We start from the raw sequence: 16,417 nt of genomic DNA on the forward strand, positions 1-16,417 counted from the left end.
AACCGCATGAGCGAGACCGACAACGACAAGCCGAAACTCGGAATGCGCCAGCCGCTGGGGCTGAAGCGCACGGTCGAGACCGGCAAGGTCAAGCAGAGCTTCAGCCACGGCCGCTCGAACACGGTGGTGGTCGAGGTCAAGCGCCGCCGCGTGCTCGGCCCTGGCGCCGGCGGGGCCCCGGCCGAGACGCCCGTGGTCGAGCAGGCTGCGCCGCCCCCCTCGCCGCCGCCTCCCCCGCCTCCGCAGCGGGCCGCCGCGCCTGCCGGCGAGACGCCGCGCGAGCGCCAGGAGCGCCTGCTGCGCGAGGCCGAGGAGCAGCGCATGGTCGCGCTCGAGGACGCGCGTCGCCGTGAGGAGCGCGCACGCGCCGAGGCCGCCGAGGAGGAACGCCGCCGCGCCGAGGAGCGTGCCAATGCCCAGACGGAGGCTGCGGTTCAGCCCGATCCCGTCGCCGAGTCCCAGCCGGAACCGGAGGTCGCCCGCGCCGCCGAGGAGCAGGCCGCCCCCCCGCCGCCCTCGCCGGCGCTCGAACTGACCCGCGATGCCACCCGTCCGGCGCCGCGCATGTTCACTCCGGTGCAGCGCCCCGAGATCCCCAAGCCCGTCGAACGTCCCGCGCCTGCGCCTGCGCCCGCGCAGGCGGCCAGCGCGCCGTCGAATGGCGGCCCGTCGAACGGCGCCGCGGCGGCATCGCGTCCCGCCCCGAGCGGCGGTCCCGCGCCGCGGCGCGAGGCGCCGCAGCAGCAGCGGCCGCAGCAGCGCGACCGCAAGGGCGACGACCGCCGCCAGTCGGGCAAGCTCACCGTCAACCGCGCGCTCGGCGGCGACGACGGCGCCCGCGCCCGTTCGCTCGCAGCGCTCAAGCGCGCCCGCGAGAAGGAGCGGCGTTCGCACACCGGCACGCGCGAGGCGCAGCCCAAGCAGGTCCGCGACGTGGTGGTGCCCGAGGCGATCACCGTCCAGGAGCTCGCCAACCGCATGGCCGAGAAGGGCGCCGACCTGGTGAAGGCGCTGTTCAAGATGGGCATGATGGTCACCGTCAACCAGACGATCGACCAGGACACCGCCGAGCTGCTGGTCAGCGAGTTCGGACACAATATCGTCCGCGTCAGCGAGTCGGACGTCGACCTCACCACCGACACCGGCGAGGATGCGGCCGACAGCCTGCAGCCGCGCCCGCCGGTGGTGACGATCATGGGCCATGTCGACCACGGCAAGACGTCGCTGCTCGACGCCCTGCGCGGCACCGACGTGGTCAAGGGCGAGGCCGGCGGCATCACCCAGCACATCGGCGCCTATCAGGTGACGCTGAAGGACAAGTCGCAGATCACCTTCCTCGACACGCCCGGCCACGAGGCGTTCACCGAGATGCGCGCGCGCGGCGCCAATGTCACCGACATCGTCGTGCTGGTGGTGGCGGCCGACGACGGGCTGATGCCGCAGACGATCGAGGCGATCAACCACACCAAGGCGGCCGGCGTGCCGATGATCGTCGCGATCAACAAGGTCGACAAGCCCGAAGCCAATCCGCAGCGCATCCGTGAACGCCTGCTCGAACATGATGTGCAGGTCGAGGAGATGGGCGGCGAGACCCAGGACGTCGAGGTCTCCGCGCTCAAGAAGACCGGCCTCGACCAGCTGATCGAGAAGATCCAGCTCCAGGCCGAGCTGATGGAGCTCAGGGCCAACCCCGACCGCGATGCCGAAGGCACCGTGATCGAGGCCAAGCTCGACAAGGGCCGCGGCCCGGTCGCGACGGTCCTCGTCAACCGCGGCACGCTCAACGTCGGCGACGTGTTCGTCGTCGGCGCCGAGAGCGGCAAGGTCCGGGCGCTGGTCGACGACAAGGGCCGGCAGGTCAAGTCGGCGGGTCCGTCGGTGCCGGTCGAGGTGCTCGGCCTGTCCGGCGTGCCCTCCGCGGGCGACCTGCTCCAGGTCGTCGAGAACGAGGCGCGTGCCCGCGAGGTCGCCGAGTACCGCCAGGGCGTGCTGCTCCAGAAGCGCACCACCCAGGCGCCGGCGAGTCTCGAGAGCATGTTCTCGGCGCTCAAGGACAAGCAGGCGATCGAGTATCCGCTGGTGGTCAAGGCCGACACCCAGGGCACGGTCGAGGCGATCGTCGCCTCGATCAACAAGATCTCGACCGACGAGATCAAGGCGCGCGTGCTGCACTCGGGCGTCGGCGGCATCACCGAAAGCGACGTCACGCTGGCGGGTGCCTCGGGCGCCCCGATCATCGGCTTCAACGTCCGTCCCAACGCCAAGGCGCGCGAGATCGCCGAGCGCAACAAGGTGGCGCTGAAATATTATGACGTCATCTACGACCTGATCGACGAGATCCGCGCCGGCATGGCGGGCGAGCTCGGGCCCGAGGCGTTCGAGACCGTGGTCGGCCGTGCCGAGATCCGTGAGGTGTTCTCCGCGGGCAAGCACGGCAAGGCGGCGGGCCTGCTCGTCACCGAGGGCGTCATCCGCAAGGCGCTCAAGGCGCGCATCACCCGCGACGACGTCATCATCTACCAGGGCGAGATCGCGTCGCTGCGCCGCTTCAAGGACGACGTCGCCGAAGTCCGCGCCGGCCTCGAATGCGGCGTGACCTTCTCGAACAATTTCGTCGACATCAAGCCGGGCGACTTCCTCGAGACCTTCGAAGTCGAGATGCGCGAGCGCACGTTGTAACCACCTTCCCCTCCCCGCTTGCGGGGAGGGGATCGGGGAGAGGGGCATGACTTGACGGGGCGTCCTGCTGGGATTCCCCTCTCCCCAGCCCTCTCCCCTGAAGGGGAGAGGGAGATATGCGAAACGAAACCCCCGAGACCCGCTCGGTCCGCCTGCTCCGCGTCGGCGAACAGGTGCGCCATGCGCTGTCGGACATCCTCCAGCGCGGCGACGTGCGCGACGAGGTGTTGGCGAGCCATCTGGTCTCGATTACCGAGGTCCGCATGTCGCCGGACCTCAGGCACGCCACCGTCTTCGCCAAGCCGCTGCTGGGCAGGGACGAGGAGACGGTGCTGAAGGCGCTGCGCCAGAACACCGCCTGGCTCCAGAGCGAGGTCGCGCGTCGCGTGAACCTCAAATATGCCGCGCGCCTCAAGTTCCTTCCCGACGAGAGCTTTGACGAGGGCACCCGCATCGACGCGCTGCTGCGCGATCCCGGCGTGGCGCGGGATCTGGAGGAGAAGGGCGATTGACTTACAATGCGCCGCACCGAATGATCGCTACATTGTCCTGTCGCCTTATCCTGCTCCTGCCAAGCCTGTTCGCCGCTGAGGCCGGCGCGGTTCGTTCCTGACATGGCCAAGCTCTACTTCTACTACGCCAGCATGAACGCCGGGAAGTCGACCACGCTGCTGCAAGCCGACTTCAACTATCGCGAGCGTGGGATGCGGACGATGCTGTTCACCGCCGCGATCGACGATCGCTTCGCCGCCGGTACCATCGCTTCACGGATCGGGCTGTCGATGCCCGCTACCGCCTTCGATGCCGCGACCGACCTGAGGTCCTGTATCGAGGAGGAGCACGCCCGTGCACCGCTCCACTGCGTGCTGGTCGACGAGGCCCAGTTCCTCACCGCCGCGCAGGTCGATCAGCTCGCCGCCGTCGCCGACGAACTCGGCATCCCTGTGCTCGCCTATGGCCTCCGGACCGATTTCCAGGGCGCGCTGTTCGAGGGATCGGCGCGCCTGCTGGGGCTTGCCGACGCGCTCGTCGAGATCAAGTCGGTGTGCCTGTGCGGACGCAAGGCGACGATGAACGCGCGCGTCGGTCTCGATGGCCGCGCCCTCACCCGCGGCGCGCAGACCGAGATCGGCGGCAACGACCGCTACGTCGCGCTGTGCCGCCGCCACTTCGCCGAGGCGCTGGCGGGCGCACTGTCGCTCGGCGCCGGTTCGGACGATATCGGCCAGAGTCTGTCCGAATGAAGTGGAAGCGTGTCCTGCGAAAGCAGGAGCCCCGGATCACGGAGGCGTGCTTGCGGCCTGAGCTCCTGCCTTCGCAGGAGCACTGACTGCGTTTCAGCCACGCTGAAATCGGCGCCCGACGGCCGTCGCCGGCCGATCTCACGGGAAGGTCCTCATTCCACAGGAAACCCGCGCCGCCTGAACAGCGCGGTCACATCCGGATCACGGCCGCGGAAGGCACGGTAGGCCGCCTTGCGGTCGGTCTCGTTGCCGGTCGACAGCAGCGTCGTGCGGAAGCGGTCGGCGGTCGCCTTGTCCCAGACGTTGCCGGCGTCCTCGAACGCGGCCCAGGTGTCGGCGTCCATCGTCTCCGACCAGAGGTAGGAATAATAGCCCGCCGAATAGGCGTCCGACGAGAAGAGGTGGCCGAACTGCGGCAGGCGGTGCCGCATCACGATCTCCTTCGGCATCCCGATCTCGGCGAGCGTGTCACGCTCGAAGGCGGCGACGTCGGTGACGGCCGCGTCGCGGTCGTGGAGCTTCATGTCGACGATCGCCGAGGCGAGATACTCGACGGTATCGAAGCCCTGGTTGAAGGTCTGCGACTGCTCGATCTTGTCGACCAGCGCCTGCGGCATCGCTTGCCCTTCCGCGTTCCTGGCATAGCGGTCGAGCACGTCGCGGGTGAGCAGCCAGTTCTCGTTCACCTGGCTCGGGTATTCGACGAAGTCGCGCGGCGTGCCGGCGAGGCCGGGATAGGTCACGTTCTGCAGCAGCGAGTGGATCGCGTGGCCGAACTCGTGGAAGGCGGTGTTGGCGTCGTCGAGGCTGATCAGCGTGCGCTCGCCGGAGGCCGCCTTGACGAAATTGTTGTTGTTAGAGGCGAGCACGGTGCGCTCGCCGCCCAGGCGCTGCTGCCGCCGATAGGTCGTCGCCCAGGCGCCGGAACGCTTGCCCGAGCGGGCATAGGCGTCGAAGTAGAAATAGCCGATGAAGCGGCCGGTCGTGCGGTCGGTGACCTCGAAGGTGCGCATGTCGGGCGCGAACACCGGAATCTGGCCGGTATTCTCCTTGAAGCCGAGGCCATAGAGCCGGCCGGCGGCGTAGAAGGCGCCCTCGAGGATATTGCCGAGCTCGAGGTACGGCTTGATCTCCGCCTCGTCGAGGTCGTACTTCGCCTTGCGCACCTTCTCGGCATAGTAGCGATAGTCCCACGGCGCGATGGTGATGCCGGCGCCCTCCTTGCCGGCGACCGCCTGCATGTCGGCGACCTCCTGGCGGACGCGCGCGACCGCCGCCGGCCAGACGCGCATCATCAGCGCCATCGCATTGGCCGGGGTCTCGGCCATGGTGTCGTCCATCCGGTACCAAGCGTGGTTCTTGAAGCCGAGCAGCTTCGCGCGCTCCTGGCGCAGCTTGAGGATGGTGGCGATGGTGGACTTGGTGTCGTTGGCGTCGCCGTTGTCGCCGCGATTGACGAATGCCCGCCACACCTTCTCGCGCATCGCCCGGTCGCTCGCGTACATGAGATAGGGCTGGACCGAGGAGCGGGTGTTGACCACCACCCATTTGCCGGGAAGCCCGCGCTCTTCGGCGGCGGCGCCCATCGCGGCCTTGACGCTGTCCGGCAGGCCGTCGAGCTGTTTCGCGTCGTCGAGGACGATCCAGGTCTCCTCGTCGGCGAGCAGCTTGCGGCTGAACTCGGCGAAGGCGCCGGCGAGCTGCTGGTTGAGCCGCGTCACCTCGGCGCGCTGCGCGTCGTCCAGCGCGGCGCCGGAGCGGACGTAGCGGCGATAGATGCGCTCGACGAGCCGGAGCTGCTGCGGATCGAGCTTCTGGCTCGCGCGCGTGTCGTAGACCACCTTGATGCGCTGGAAGAGCAAAGGATCGAGCGTGATCTCGTCGTAGAAGGCGGCGAGCTTCGGGCTCCATTCGCGGTCCAGCGCCTGCACCTCCTTGGTGGCGAGGTTGCTGGTGTAGACGCCCCAGGCGGCCATCACCCGGTCGAGCGTGTCGCAGCTCAGCTCCAGCGGCTCGATGATGGATTGGAAGGTGGGAGCGGAGCGCTTGTCGCGGATCGCATGGATCTCGCGCCGGCACGCGGCCATCGCGGTCTCGAACGCCGCCGGGAACATTGCCGGCCTGATCCTGTCCCACGGCACCACGCCGCCGTGCGGGCCCGGCCAGGGCGCGGTGAGCGGCGAGGCGTCGATCTGTGCCGCGGCGGGCGTCTGGGCGGAAGCGGTGGCGGCCATGATCGTGGAGGTCGTGGCGAGCAGCGCGAGCGTCAAGCGAAAGGTCATGTCGGAAATCCCCCTGATGCGCCCGATTGTGCCCGGAGGATGGCAAAGGGTCCAGAGCCGCTCGTGACTTGGTCGAGGCATCTCGTCGTCGCTTGACTCGTCGGCCGCATGGAACAAAATACGAACATCTGTCATTGCCGAGTCGCGAGTTTGTCCCGAACCCAGGTCCTTGCCCGATTGCGCGAAGAGCTTCGCGGGCTCGAGAGCGGCGGCTTCCGCCGGCGGCCCGCGCTGCCATTCGGCCTGGCGGCGGTCGACGCGGCGCTGGCCGACGGGGGCTTGAGGCTCGATGCGCTGCATGAGATCGCCGCCGCCTCGCCGGGGCTGGGGGACGATGCCGTGGCGACCCTGTTCCTCGCCGGCATCGCCGCGCGCGCTTGGGGCCCGGTATTGTGGGTGGTGCGGCGGCGCGACCTGTTCGCGCCGGGGCTGGCGCAGGCGGGCCTCGCGCCGCACCGGCTGATCTATGCCGAGGCCGAGGACGATGCCGATCTGCTCGCGATCATGGAGGAGGGCCTCCGGCACCGCGGGCTCGGCGCGGTGATCGGCGAGGTCAAGCGGGCCGAGATGGCGGCGACGCGGCGGCTCCAGTTCGCCGCCGAGGGCGGGCGGACGATCGCGCTGCTGCTGAGGCGCCACGGCCGCGCCGGCGCCGATCCGCTCGGACCTCCCTCGGCGGCGGTGACGCGCTGGCGGGTGGCGAGCGCGCCGTCGGCGCCGCTGCCGGTGGAGGGCGTGGGACGGGCACGCTGGCGGATCGAGCTCACGCGCCAGCGCGGGGGCGAGCCGGGGAACTGGACCGTGGAGGCTTGCGATGAAACGGGTCGCTGCGCTCTGCCTGCCGCACTGGCCGATCGAACGGCTGCGGCGGGCCGCGCCGACACACGCCGCCGCGCCGCCGCCTGAGGGCGGGTGGGCGGCGGCTCCCCCCAAGCGCGAGGGAAGCTGGCGGCCGGGCGCGAGATGGGCGCTAGAGGACAGCTCCTCCCCGGTACGGGGAGGGGGGCCGCGAGCGAAGCTCATGGTGGAGGGGGCTCGGCCACGAACGACATCCTTTGAGGAGGCCCCCCTTCACCATTCGTCTGCAGCGAATGGCCCCTCTCCCGGTGCCGGGGAGGAGCTTTTGGTCACCTCGCATCGCGTCGGCAGCCGCATCCTGATCGCCGCCGCCTCGCCCGAGGCCCGGGCTGCAGGCATCATGCCTGGCATGGCGCTCACCACTGCGCGGGCGTTGTATCCTGGGCTGGCGGTGCGCGATGCCGATCCCGAGGGCGACCGCGCCGATCTCATCCGCCTCGCCATCCTGCTCGCGCGGCGCTGGTCGCCGACCGTGTCGCTCGACGGCGACGACGGGCTGCTGATCGACACGACCGGAGTCGCCCATCTCCATGGCGGCGAGCAGGGGATGGCGCGGCGGCTGATCCGGCTGCTCGCGCACTTCGGCTTCACCGCGCGCGTCGCGATCGCCGACACGCCGGGTGCGGCACATGCGCTCGCCCGCTACGGGCCGCGGCTCTGCCTGTGTCCGCCGGGCGGGCAGGCGGCGATGCTGGCGTCGCTGCCGCCCCGCGCGCTGCGGCTCGACGAGGCGGCGATCGACCTGCTGCGCACCTTCGGCATCGACATGATCGGCCAGCTCGCGGCGATGCCGCGCGCGCCGCTCGCGCGGCGGCTGGGGGAGGCGCTGGTCGCACGGCTCGACCAGGCGCTGGGCATGATCGTCGAGCCGGTCGACCCGATCGTCTTGCGCGAGACGATCGCGGTCGTCCAGCGCTTCGCCGAGCCGATCGCCACGGCCGAGGCGATCGCGCATTGGCTGGACGTGCTGGTCCCGCGCCTTGCCCGGGCGCTGGCCGCGGAGGGGCTGGGCGCGCGCCGCATCGAGCTCGTCGCCGCGCGGGTCGACCATGTGCCGCAGCGCATCCGCATCGGCCTCGCCCGCCCGAGCCGCGACGGCGTACACATCCTCAAGCTGCTGACCCGCCGGATCGAACGCGTCGAGCCCGGCTACGGCATCGACGCGATGAGTCTCGTCGTCCGCGCCGCCGACCCGCTCGGGCCCGAGCCCGTCACCGAACGGCTAGACGAGGAGGCCGCGCCCGACCTCGCGCCGCTGATCGACGCGCTGGCGACGCGCGGTGCCCGCACCTGGCGCGCCGTGCCGGTCGAGAGCGATGTGCCCGAGCGCAGCGTCGCTCCGGCCCCGCCGCTCGATCCGCCAAGTCGGGCGGGGGCACGGCTGCCGGTCGACGACGTCGCGCGATTGCGGCGGCTGGGACCGCTCGACCCCTGGACGCCGCTGTGGCCGCGGCCGGCGCGGCTGCTGGCGCGGCCCGAGGAGGTCGACAACGTCATGTTCGAGCTGCCCGACCATCCGCCCCGGCGCTTCACCTGGCGCGGCATCACCCACCGCGTCGTCCGCGCCGACGGTCCCGAACGCATCCAGGGCGAATGGTGGCGCCGATCGTCCGAGCGGCATTCGGTGCGCGACTATTTCCGGGTCGAGGACGAGACCGGCGCGCGCTTCTGGCTCTACCGCCGCGGCGACGGCGAGCGCGCCGAAACCGGCGACCTCAAATGGTACATGCACGGCGTGTTCGGATGACCTATTCGGAGCTTCAGGTCACCACCCACTTCTCGTTCCTGCGCGGCGTGTCGTCGGCGGAGGAGCTGTTCTCGGCGGCCGCGCTGATGAGGATGCCGGCGCTCGGCATCTGCGACCGCAACTCGGTGGGGGGGATCGTGCGCGGCCTGGTCGCGGCGGAGCAGATCACCCGGCAGGGCTATCCGATCCGCATGGTCGCCGGCTGCCGCCTCGACCTGGTCGACGGCGCCTCGCTGCTGGTCTGGCCGGAGGACCGGGCGGCCTGGTCGCGGCTGACCCGGCTGCTTTCCAAGGGCAAGCTGCGCGCCGATCCCAGGCGCGGCGAGAAGGGCAGGTGCTTCCTCCACTGGGAGGACGTCGCCGGGGCGAGCGAAGGCCTGGTCGGCGCGCTGGTGCCGGGGATGGCCGACGACGGCGACCTGCTGTCGCTGCGCTGGATGGCGGATGCGTTCGGGGAGCGCGGTCATGTCGCGCTGACCCTGCACCGCCGGCCGGGCGAGGCGCTGCGCCTGAACGCTCTCGCCGAAGCCGCCCGGCGCCATGGCCTGACCCCGCTCGCGACCGGCGACGTGCTCTATCACACGCCCGACCGGCGGATGCTGCAGGACGTGGTCACCGCGATCCGCGAGAAATGCACGATCGACGAGCTGGGCTTCCGCCGCGAGCGCAGCGCCGACCGGCACCTCAAGCCGCCCGAGGAAATGGCCCGCCGCTTCGCCGCACATCCGGAGGCGCTGGCGGCGGTCGAGGCGATCGTCGAGCGCTGCACCTTCAATCCGCGCGACCTCGACTATCAATATCCCGACGAGATCGTCATGACCGGGCGCACGCCGCAGCAGGCGCTGGAGCGGCTGGCCGGGGACGCGCTCGACCGGCTGTACGGCGGCGATCCGCCGCAGCGCTATCGCGATCAGCTCGCACACGAACTCGCCCTGGTCGAGGAGATGGGCTATGCTCCCTATTTCCTGACGGTGAACTCGATCGTCAGCTTCGCGCGCGGCGAGGGCATCCTCTGCCAGGGTCGGGGATCGGCCGCCAATTCGATGATCTGCTACGTGCTCGGCATCACCTCGATCGATCCGATCGAGCACAGCCTGCTGTTCGAGCGCTTCATCTCGACCGAGCGCCACGAGCCGCCCGACATCGACGTCGATTTCGAGCACGAGCGGCGCGAGGAGGTGATCCAATGGATCTACGAGACCTATGGTCACCAGCACGCCGCGCTGACCGCGGTGGTGAGCCGGTACCGTTCCCGCGGCGCGATCCGCGAGGTGGGCAAGGCGCTGGGGCTGTCGGAGGACCTGACCGGCGCGCTGGCAGGGCAGGTATGGGGCATCTCCGGCGACGGCATCGAGGAGAAGCACAGCCGCGCGCTCGGCGTCGACACCGGCGATCCCCGCGTCGCGCTGGCGATCGAGCTCGCCAACGCGCTGATCGGCACGCCGCGTCATCTGTCGCAGCATCCGGGCGGCTTCGTGCTGACGCGCGACCGGCTCGACAGCCTGGTGCCGGTCGAGCCTGCCGCCATGCCCGACCGCTGGGTGATCGAATGGGAGAAGCTCGACATCGAGGAGCTGGGCTTCATGAAGGTCGATGTGCTGGGGCTCGGGATGCTCGGCTGTATGCGCCGCGCGTTCGGCCTGATGGCCGAGCACAAGGGGCAGCCGATGACGCTGGCCGACCCGGTGCTTCAGGGCGATGACGCGGCGACCTTCGACATGATCTGCAAGGCCGACACGCTCGGCGTGTTCCAGATCGAGAGCCGTGCACAGATGTCGATGCTGCCGCGGATGCGGCCGCGCGAATTCTACGATCTGGTGATCGAGGTGGCGATCGTGCGGCCGGGGCCGATCCAGGGCGACATGGTTCACCCTTACCTGCGCCGCCGCGAAGGCAAGGAGCAGGTCGAATATCCTTATGAGCCGCTGCGCGAGGTGCTGGAGAAGACCAAGGGCGTACCGCTGTTCCAGGAACAGGCGATGAGGGTCGCGATCGTCGGCGCGAACTTCACGCCCGCCGAAGCGGACCGGCTGCGCAAGGCGATGGCGACGTTCAAGGCCAACGGCACCGTCGGCGAGTTCCGGCCCAAGCTGATCGACGGGATGCTCGCCAACGGCATCAGCCGCGATTTCGCGGAGCGGATGGTCAAGCAGATCGAAGGGTTCGCCAACTACGGTTTCCCCGAGAGCCATGCCGCGAGCTTCGCCAAGATCGCCTATGCTTCCTCGTGGATGAAGGCGCATCATCCCGACGTGTTCTGCGCGGCGCTGCTCAACGCGCAGCCGATGGGATTCTACGCCCCCGCGCAGATCGTCCGCGATGCGCGCGAACATGGCGTCGAGTTCCTGCCGCCATGCATCAATGCCAGCGAGTGGGATACGTGCCTGGCGCCAACTGCGCGGGCCGCAGCGCGCGAGAAACATCGGGGCTTCTACGGCACGGATGCAGAATGGGCATCGCTGACGCCGCTTCGGCTCGGCCTCAGAATCGTGAGCGGAATCGGCAAGGAGGATGTCGAGGGAAAGATCCTGAAGGCGCGTGCCGCCGGCTCCTTCACCTCGGTCGAGGACGTGTGGCGGCGCTCCGGGGTCAGGCCGGCGATCCTCGAACGGCTGGCGCGGGCGGATGCGTTCCGCTGCTTCGGGCACGATCGGCGGCAGGCGCTGTGGGCGGTGCGAGCGCTCGGCGAGAAGCCGGTGCCGCTGGGGCTCGCCGATCGGCGCGAGCCGGCTGTCGCGCTGGCATCGCTGACCGCGGGGCGCGAGGTGGTGGAGGATTATCGCGCGACCCAGCTCTCGCTGCGCGCGCACCCGGTCGCCTTCCTGCGCGACCGGCTGGACCTGCTGGGCGTGATGCCCGCCGCCGGGCTCAGGCAAGCGAAGCCGGGACGGAAGATCGAGGTCGCCGGCGTGATCCTGGTGCGTCAGCGCCCCGCGACCGCCACCGGCGTGCTGTTCCTCACGCTGGAGGACGAGACCGGCATCGCCAACGCGATCGTCTGGCGCGACCGGTTCGAGGCGCAGCGCCGCACGATCATGACCGCGACGATGATCGGCGTGCAGGGCGAAGTGCAGCGCGAGGGCGAGGTGATCCACGTCATCGTCGACCGGATCGTCGACTATTCGGCGATGTTGCGCGAGGTCGGCTCGATCGACTTCCCGAGTCCCGCCGCCGGTGACTCTGGCGCCCACGGCCGCCCGCCCGGACGATCGCCGCCGCCCCGCCACCTCCGCTGGCGCGACCGGCGGGACGAGGATTCGATCCCGATCCGCAGCCACGATTTCCATTGAAATGTCGACTGATGTCCCGCCCCCCGTCATTCCGGCCTTCGCCGGGATGACGAAAAGCAGAAGATTTCAACGGGTAGTAAATAAATCAAATGATCTATTCGAACTATCAATCTAATCGTCCTCATCCTCATAGCCGACGAGCTCGAGCGCGCGGGCCTTGATCCGGTTGGTCGCGCACCAGTGGACCAGCGCCTCCTCGCGCCCATGCGTCACCCATATCTCGCGGGGCCGCACCTCGCGGATCGTAGCGGTCAGCTCCTCCCAGTCGGCGTGGTCGGAGAGGATCAGCGGCAGCTCGACGTTGCGTTGGCGCGCGCGCTGACGGACGGTCATCCACCCGGAAGCCATCGCCGTGATCGGATCGGGCAGCCGCCGCGACCAGCGGTCGTTGAGCGCCCCGGGCGGCGCGATCACGATTCGCCCCATCAACTCGGCCTTCGCCGCACCGGTCGCCGGCCGGAGCTCGCCGAAATCGATGCCGTTCGCGACATAGAGGTCGCACAGGCGCTGCAGCGCGCCATGGAGGTAGATCGGGTCGCCGAACCCCATCATGCGCAGCTCGCGGATCACCCGCTGCGCCTTGCCGAGCACGTAGGCGCCGACCAGCACGCAGCGCTCGGGATCGGCGCGCAGCGCCGCCAACAGCTTGTCGAGCTCGTCGTGCGTCTCGGGATGGCGGAAGACGGGCAGGCCGAAGGTCGCCTCGGTCACGAACACGTCGCACCGGACCGGCTCGAAGCGTTCGCAGGTCGGGTCCTCGCGGCGCTTGTAGTCGCCCGACACGACGATCCGCTCGCCGCGGTGGTCAAGCACGATCTGCGCCGATCCGAGCACATGGCCGGCAGGGACGAAGCCGACGTCGATCGCGCCCAGCGTCAGCGTCTCGCCATAGGCGACTGTCCGGCCGTTCTGAGGGCCGTAGCGCAGTGCCATGATCTCCAGCGTCTCCGCCGTCGCCCATACCTCGCCATGACCGCCGCGCGCGTGATCGGCATGGCCGTGCGTCACCAGCGCTCGCGCGACCGGCACCGACGGGTCGATCCACGCGTCGGCGCCGGGGAGGTACAACCCGGTCGGGTGGGGTTCGATCCAGTCGCCGAGCCTCGTCATATCGCCAATATCGCCGCGGCCGCCTATCCGTTCCAGCCGGAGGAGAGGATCAATGGAAGAATCACCGACACCGAACTGCGGATCGCCCGGCTCGAACGCCGCCTTGGCCGTCACCGGGCGGCGTTCATGGCGATCAGCGCGATCGCGATCGGCCTTGGAGTGGCGGGCTTGCACCGATCAAAGGCGTGACGCCGGATGTGATCGACACGCACGCGTTGCGCATCGTCGACGCGGCCGGCAAGCCGCGCATCCTGATCGGCGCGCCGCCGCCCATGGCTGGGCGCGAGCGCAAGATCGGTCGGGCGGCGATGCGGCGGCGCTGATCGTCAACGAGCAGAACGGCTTCGCCGGACCGACGGTCAACTACGCCAATCCGCTCGGCAAATACGCCGAAGGTGTGCGGATCGGTACCAAGGGCGACACCGCATGGCTGTCGCTGGAGGATCGCGCGGCCGGCACGCCGCCGGCGCCGTAGGTCAGGGGATCGAATGACCTGTCGCACTCGTTGACTCCATGAGAATGGAGGAACGTCATGGCCGAAGGTACGATGACAGGCCTGATGGTGATCGTCGGTCCGCTGCTGCTGCTGATCGTGATCGCCTGGGCGATGCTGCACAACCGGCGTTCGCGCACCGAACACGCCGATAGCGAGCGCGCCACGCGCCAGCTGTACGAGGAGCAAGGCCGCGCCGACAGGCCCTAGCCGCGTTCTCCGCGTCATGCTCAATGGAGCGGCATGACGGCCGCATCTGACCTGCCCCAGCCTCTCGCCGACTGGTTCGCCTCGCGCGGCTGGGCGCCGCGGCGGCATCAGCTCGAGATGCTCGCCAGCGGGCGAGCGGGGCGGCACGCGCTGTTGGTCGCTCCCACCGGCGCCGGCAAGACGCTCGCCGGCTTTCTCCCCAGCCTCGCCGAGCTGATCGAGGTGCCGAGCGAAGAGCTCCATACCCTCTACGTCTCGCCGCTCAAAGCGCTGGCGGTTGACGTGCAGCGCAACCTGCTGACGCCGGTCGAGGAGATGGGGGTCCCGATCCGCGTCGAGACGCGCACCGGCGACACGCCGTCAGACCGCAAGGCGCGCCAGCGGGCGCGGCCGCCGCAGATCCTGCTGACCACGCCCGAGTCGCTGAGCCTGCTTCTTTCCTATCCGGATGCCCCGCGGCTGTTCGCGCATCTGAGGACGGTGGTCGTCGACGAGGTCCACGCCTTCGCCACCGGCAAGCGCGGCGATCTGCTCGCGCTCAGCCTTGCGCGGCTCCAGACCTTCGCGCCGGCCTTGCGGCGGGTGGCGCTCTCGGCCACCGTTGCCGATCCGGACGGTTACCGCGCCTGGCTCGCACCCTGGGGCGACATCGACGCGGTAACCCTGGTCGAGGGTGAGAGGGGCGCCGATCCCGACATCGCCATCCTGCTGCCCGAGGGAAAGGTGCCGTGGTCGGGGCATTCCGGCCGCTATGCCGCGCCGCAGGTGATGGCGGAGATCGAGACGCACAGGACGACCATCGTCTTCTGCAACACCCGCGGCCTTGCCGAGTTGATCTTCCAGGACCTGTGGAAGGTGAACCGGCTGGGTCTGCCGATCGGCGTCCATCACGGCAGCCTCGACCGCGAGGCGCGGCGCAAGGTCGAGCAGGCGATGGCCGACGGGCGACTGCGTGCGCTGGTCGCCACCGCCAGCCTCGATCTCGGCGTCGACTGGGGCGACGTCGACTGCGTGATCCAGATGGGCGCGCCCAAGGGCTCGTCGCGCCTGCTCCAGCGCATCGGTCGCGCCAATCACCGGCTCGACGAGCCGTCGGAAGCGGTGGTCGTCCCCGGCAACCGCTTCGAGTATCTGGAGGCGCGCGCGGCACTCGATGCGGTCGATGCGGGGGAGCTCGACGCCGATATGTTCCGGCCCGGTGCGCTCGACGTGCTCGCGCAGCACATCATGGCGGTGGCCTGTGCCGCGCCGTTCGATGCTGCGGCATTGCTGCAGGAGATCCGGGCGGCGCTGCCCTATTCGGCGCTCGGCGACGAGACCTATGCGCGCGTCCTCGATTTCATCGCCGACGGCGGCTATGCGCTGCGTGCCTACGACCGGTTCAAGCGGTTGACCAAGGGGCCGGACGGGCTGTGGCGCGTCAGCCACCCCCGCTTCGTCGCGCAGCATCGGCTGAACGCCGGCATCATCGTCGAGGCGACGATGATCGAGGTCCGCTTCCGCAACGGCCGCCGCCTCGGCCGCGTCGAAGAGGCGTTCGGCGCATCACTCTCGCCCGGCGACACCTTCTTCTTCGCCGGCCTGAGCCTGGAGGTGGAGCGCATCACCGGCGAGGAGCTGATCGTCCGTGCGACATCGCGGCCCGCGCGCATTCCGAGCTACATGGGCGCGCGGCTCGCCATCTCGACGCGGCTGGCCGAGCGCGTCCGCACCTTCCTCCACGACGACCGCGCATGGGAACGTTTCCCGCCCGACGTACGCGAATGGCTGGAGGTGCAGCGCTATCGTTCGCGCCTCCCGGCGCCCGGCGAGCTGCTGGTCGAGACCTTTCCGCTCGAAGGCCGGCACCATATGGTCGCCTACAGCTTCGAGGGCTGGAACGCGCATCAGTCGCTCGGGATGCTGGTGACGCGGCGGATGGAGGCGCAGGGGCTGAAGCCGATCGGCTTCGTCGCCAACGACTATGCGCTCGCCTGCTACGGGCTGGAGAAGATCGCCGATCCGGCATCGCTGTTCTCGCCCGACATCCTCGAGCATGAGTTCGTCGACTGGGTGCAGGGCTCGGCGCTGCTCAAGCGCGCGTTCCGCGAAGTGGCGGTGATCGGCGGCTTGGTCGAGCGCCAGCATCCGGGCAGGCGCAAGACCGGCAAGCAGGTCACCTTCTCGACCGACCTTATCTACGATGTGCTGCGCAAGTACGAGCCGACGCATCTTCTGCTGCAGGCGGCGTGGCAGGACGCGCGCGCGCGCCTCACCGATGTCGGCCGCCTCGCCAACCTGCTCGACCGCGCGGCAGGGACGATGGTGCACGTCGACCTCGACCGCGTGAGCCCGCTCGCGGTGCCTGTGCTGGTGCTGATCGGGCGCGAGAATGTCGCGCAGACCGGCACCGTCGACGACGCCCTGCTGGTCGAGGCGGAACAGCTTGCTGCACAGGCGATGCAGCTCGATTGAGGCCGATTGTCGCGATCGTAATAGAGGCGTAATATGCACCCATGTCAGGG

General features: G+C 69.7%; 11 protein-coding genes. 9 read left to right on the top strand and 2 right to left on the bottom strand.

Going from position 1 to position 16,417, the window contains the following annotated elements; all coding sequences use genetic code 11:
• Nucleotides 1-6 precede the first annotated feature (6 nt).
• The 3 genes from infB to ACMGER_RS05505 all read left to right on the top strand — a co-directional run bounded on the left by infB (nt 7) and on the right by ACMGER_RS05505 (nt 3,923).
• A complete protein-coding gene (infB, locus tag ACMGER_RS05495; RefSeq protein WP_436811088.1) occupies nt 7-2,679 on the top strand; it encodes a translation initiation factor IF-2 in 2,673 nt (890 codons plus the stop codon).
• 116 nt (nt 2,680-2,795) lie between these two features.
• Nucleotides 2,796-3,191, top strand: coding sequence for a 30S ribosome-binding factor RbfA (gene rbfA / locus ACMGER_RS05500; RefSeq protein ID WP_436811089.1), 396 nt, complete (start codon nt 2,796-2,798; stop codon nt 3,189-3,191).
• Nucleotides 3,192-3,293: 102 nt separating this feature from the next.
• Nucleotides 3,294-3,923, top strand: a complete 630-nt coding sequence (locus tag ACMGER_RS05505) for a thymidine kinase (RefSeq protein WP_436811090.1) — start codon at nt 3,294-3,296, stop codon at nt 3,921-3,923.
• A 152-nt stretch (nt 3,924-4,075) separates the two neighbouring features.
• On the opposite strand, the gene ACMGER_RS05510 is transcribed toward ACMGER_RS05505, so the two are convergent.
• A complete protein-coding gene (locus ACMGER_RS05510) occupies nt 4,076-6,205 on the bottom strand; it encodes a M3 family metallopeptidase (RefSeq protein ID WP_436811091.1) in 2,130 nt (709 codons plus the stop codon).
• A gap of 177 nt (nt 6,206-6,382) precedes the next feature.
• Here ACMGER_RS05510 and ACMGER_RS05515 point away from each other — a divergent pair, with 177 nt between their 5' ends.
• The 3 genes from ACMGER_RS05515 to ACMGER_RS05525 all read left to right on the top strand — a co-directional run bounded on the left by ACMGER_RS05515 (nt 6,383) and on the right by ACMGER_RS05525 (nt 12,100).
• Entirely contained in the window at nt 6,383-7,111 is a 729-nt protein-coding gene (locus ACMGER_RS05515; RefSeq protein ID WP_436811092.1) for an ImuA family protein, read from the top strand.
• A gap of 217 nt (nt 7,112-7,328) precedes the next feature.
• Nucleotides 7,329-8,810 (top strand): DUF6504 family protein, encoded by a 1,482-nt coding sequence (locus ACMGER_RS05520; RefSeq protein ID WP_436811093.1) that lies wholly within the window; start codon nt 7,329-7,331, stop codon nt 8,808-8,810.
• Nucleotides 8,807-12,100, top strand: coding sequence for an error-prone DNA polymerase (locus tag ACMGER_RS05525; RefSeq protein ID WP_436811094.1), 3,294 nt, complete (start codon nt 8,807-8,809; stop codon nt 12,098-12,100). The genes ACMGER_RS05520 and ACMGER_RS05525 overlap by 4 nt, the downstream gene beginning before the upstream one ends.
• Nucleotides 12,101-12,211: 111 nt before the next feature.
• Here ACMGER_RS05525 and ACMGER_RS05530 read toward each other — a convergent pair whose 3' ends face one another.
• Complete coding sequence (locus tag ACMGER_RS05530; protein ID WP_436811095.1) at nt 12,212-13,210, bottom strand: ligase-associated DNA damage response exonuclease; 999 nt, start codon at nt 13,208-13,210, stop codon at nt 12,212-12,214.
• A 197-nt stretch (nt 13,211-13,407) separates the two neighbouring features.
• Between ACMGER_RS05530 and ACMGER_RS05535 the strand changes: the two genes are divergently transcribed.
• From ACMGER_RS05535 to ACMGER_RS05545, 3 genes are all read left to right on the top strand, one after another.
• Nucleotides 13,408-13,533, top strand: a complete 126-nt coding sequence (locus ACMGER_RS05535) for a hypothetical protein (protein ID WP_436811096.1) — start codon at nt 13,408-13,410, stop codon at nt 13,531-13,533.
• Nucleotides 13,534-13,742: 209 nt separating this feature from the next.
• Entirely contained in the window at nt 13,743-13,913 is a 171-nt protein-coding gene (locus tag ACMGER_RS05540; protein ID WP_436811097.1) for a hypothetical protein, read from the top strand.
• A 33-nt stretch (nt 13,914-13,946) separates the two neighbouring features.
• Nucleotides 13,947-16,367: a ligase-associated DNA damage response DEXH box helicase gene (locus tag ACMGER_RS05545; RefSeq protein ID WP_436811098.1), complete on the top strand. Its 2,421-nt coding sequence runs from the start codon at nt 13,947-13,949 to the stop codon at nt 16,365-16,367.
• The last annotated feature ends 50 nt before the right edge of the window (nt 16,368-16,417 follow it).

The organism is Sphingomonas astragali, from assembly GCF_051400615.1.
Classification (GTDB): Bacteria; Pseudomonadota; Alphaproteobacteria; order Sphingomonadales; family Sphingomonadaceae; genus Sphingomonas.